This window comes from Occallatibacter sp., from assembly GCF_049802275.1.
In the GTDB taxonomy this organism is placed as follows: domain Bacteria; phylum Acidobacteriota; class Terriglobia; order Terriglobales; family Acidobacteriaceae; genus Telmatobacter.
On sequence record NZ_JBARMD010000747.1, the window covers coordinates 1 to 1,824 of the forward strand.

General features: G+C 57.0%; 3 protein-coding genes. 1 reads left to right on the top strand and 2 read right to left on the bottom strand.

Translation table 11 applies throughout. The features are described 5' to 3' along the window. Positions 1-258 (top strand): hypothetical protein (locus WA354_RS25100; protein ID WP_472815768.1); only part of this gene is annotated, 258 nt, incomplete at its 5' end. Between the two features lie 259 nt (positions 259-517). Here WA354_RS25100 and WA354_RS25105 read toward each other — a convergent pair. Both WA354_RS25105 and WA354_RS25110 read right to left on the bottom strand, forming a co-directional pair. Beyond that, a complete protein-coding gene (locus tag WA354_RS25105; RefSeq protein ID WP_472815769.1) occupies positions 518-1,492 on the bottom strand; it encodes a zinc-dependent alcohol dehydrogenase family protein in 975 nt (324 codons plus the stop codon). 49 nt (positions 1,493-1,541) lie between these two features. Next, on the bottom strand, positions 1,542-1,824 hold a 283-nt coding region (locus WA354_RS25110; RefSeq protein ID WP_472815770.1), incomplete at its 5' end, for a hypothetical protein.

Sequence of the window (1,824 nt, forward strand, 5' to 3'; positions counted from 1 at the left end):
GCCTCGCATTGGGTGGGGGATGTTTCTTTTAAGTGGGAAAATCCTCGCCCCGGCCTCTATGGAGAGTCAAGCAAAATCACGATGCAATTGATTACTGCCGTGAAAGCGGGTCTGATGGGTTTTAGCAAGATTTGCTTTAGGGTGCAAGATTCACCAATCGCCAGTAATGGCGCGGGGATGAAGCGTGCTTGGTCGTTGCAACATTTGCTACTGTTTTCCGGTGTTTGGAACCGGCTCACGGGCAGGAAGATGACCTGACCGTGATCTCCATCCTCCGCACAGTCTGAGGGACCGCCGACTCAACAGTGAGCGCCCCGATTCTCCGGCCGCATGATCTCGATGTGAATCGACGCCTGGATCGCCGACCCGTGGGCGTCATTGGCTGTGTTAAGGGTTGTTTGGAGTGTCTGTCATACGTTTCCTCGAAATAGCAGGTTCCAGGGTGAAATCGAACGAAGCGCCCTTACTACGGAGCGCGCTGAATGCCATAAAGGTGGATGCCAGAAAACAACGACGATCAATGCTCAATGACCACCTTGCCTCTGCTGCCTCTTGCAACCATGCTGTATGCGTCTGCGATCTCGTCTAGTCCGAACCTGCGTTCTGCCAGCAGCGGTTTCAGTTGACTCTGCCCTGCGAGATTTCCTGCCTTTTGAAGAATCTCCCCATGATGTGCACGATGCATTCCCGTCAACAGCGGCATCAGGGTGAAGACGCCTGAGTACGTAGCCGCGCGAAATGAAAGTGGCGCAAGTGAGTGCATACCCCAACCAAGACAGCTTACGACGTGGCCGGTGTAGCGTTTGACGGCCGCGAACGACGCGTCCAGTACTTGACCGCCGAGAGTGTCATAGACGATGTCGAAGCCTTCGCCACCGGTGTGCTCAGCGATGTACTCTTCGACTGGCGCATTTCGGTCGATCGCGACCACGCCCAACGCGTCGAGTATCGATCGCTTGTCGCTTGAAACGGTTGCAAAGACTTTTGAGCCAAACGCGAGGGCGATCTGCACCGCGGCATACCCGACACCGCCGACGCCGGCATGCACCAATACGGTTTGTCCGGCGTGCACGCCCGCGCGATCAACGAGACCCTCCCATGTAGTGATGGTGGCAAGTGGAAGCGCTGCCGCCTGCTGCATCGTCAGCGTCTTCGGCTTGGGAGCGAGCAACCCGACGTCAGCGACTACGAATTCCGCCAGCGTTCCCTGCAATCCGCCCACTCCACCGACCATCCCGAACACTTCGTCTCCAGGCTGAAACTCAGTGACGCCCGGACCCTTGGCTTCAACGATTCCAGCCATATCCAGACCGAGTACGGCAGGAAGCGGCTGCTTTGCATGGTGCGCCTCCCCGGCGCGAATCTTAGTGTCCAACGGATTTACACCACTCGCGCAAATCCTTACGAGAACCTGACCCGGCCTCGGCTCTGGCTTCGTGACATCCACTTCTTGAAAGGGGCCGTTCGTTACCTCAACAACGTATGTCTTCATCAGCTACTCCTCTGCGAGCCTGTTGAGAAAAGGGATTCGGGCGCGCACATCAAGGCAACCACGCCGGAGCGAGATTCGAAATGAACCTGGTTTGTTTCGCCGCAACATCAGCGGGCAAGCGATGCTCACTGAGCCCTGGCCCGTCGTAGCATCGATAGGCCATTTGATTCCCAGAAGCATCAGCCTGCACGAATTCGATGGACTTCGGAGTATCCGGTATCCGGCCGCCAAACCAATGTGGGTCTTCGCGTTGAAACCAGGTGACGAGGGCGAGCACACTGCCCTGAGGAGCGACAGGTGATTCACTAGTGCCGTTGCCCCGAGCTCTTATC

What these genes read in the sequence shown, in the direction of transcription:
- WA354_RS25105 (WP_472815769.1), bottom strand. Translation starts at nt 1,492, where the DNA reads ATGAAGACATACGTTGTTGAGGTAACGAACGGCCCCTTTCAAGAAGTG.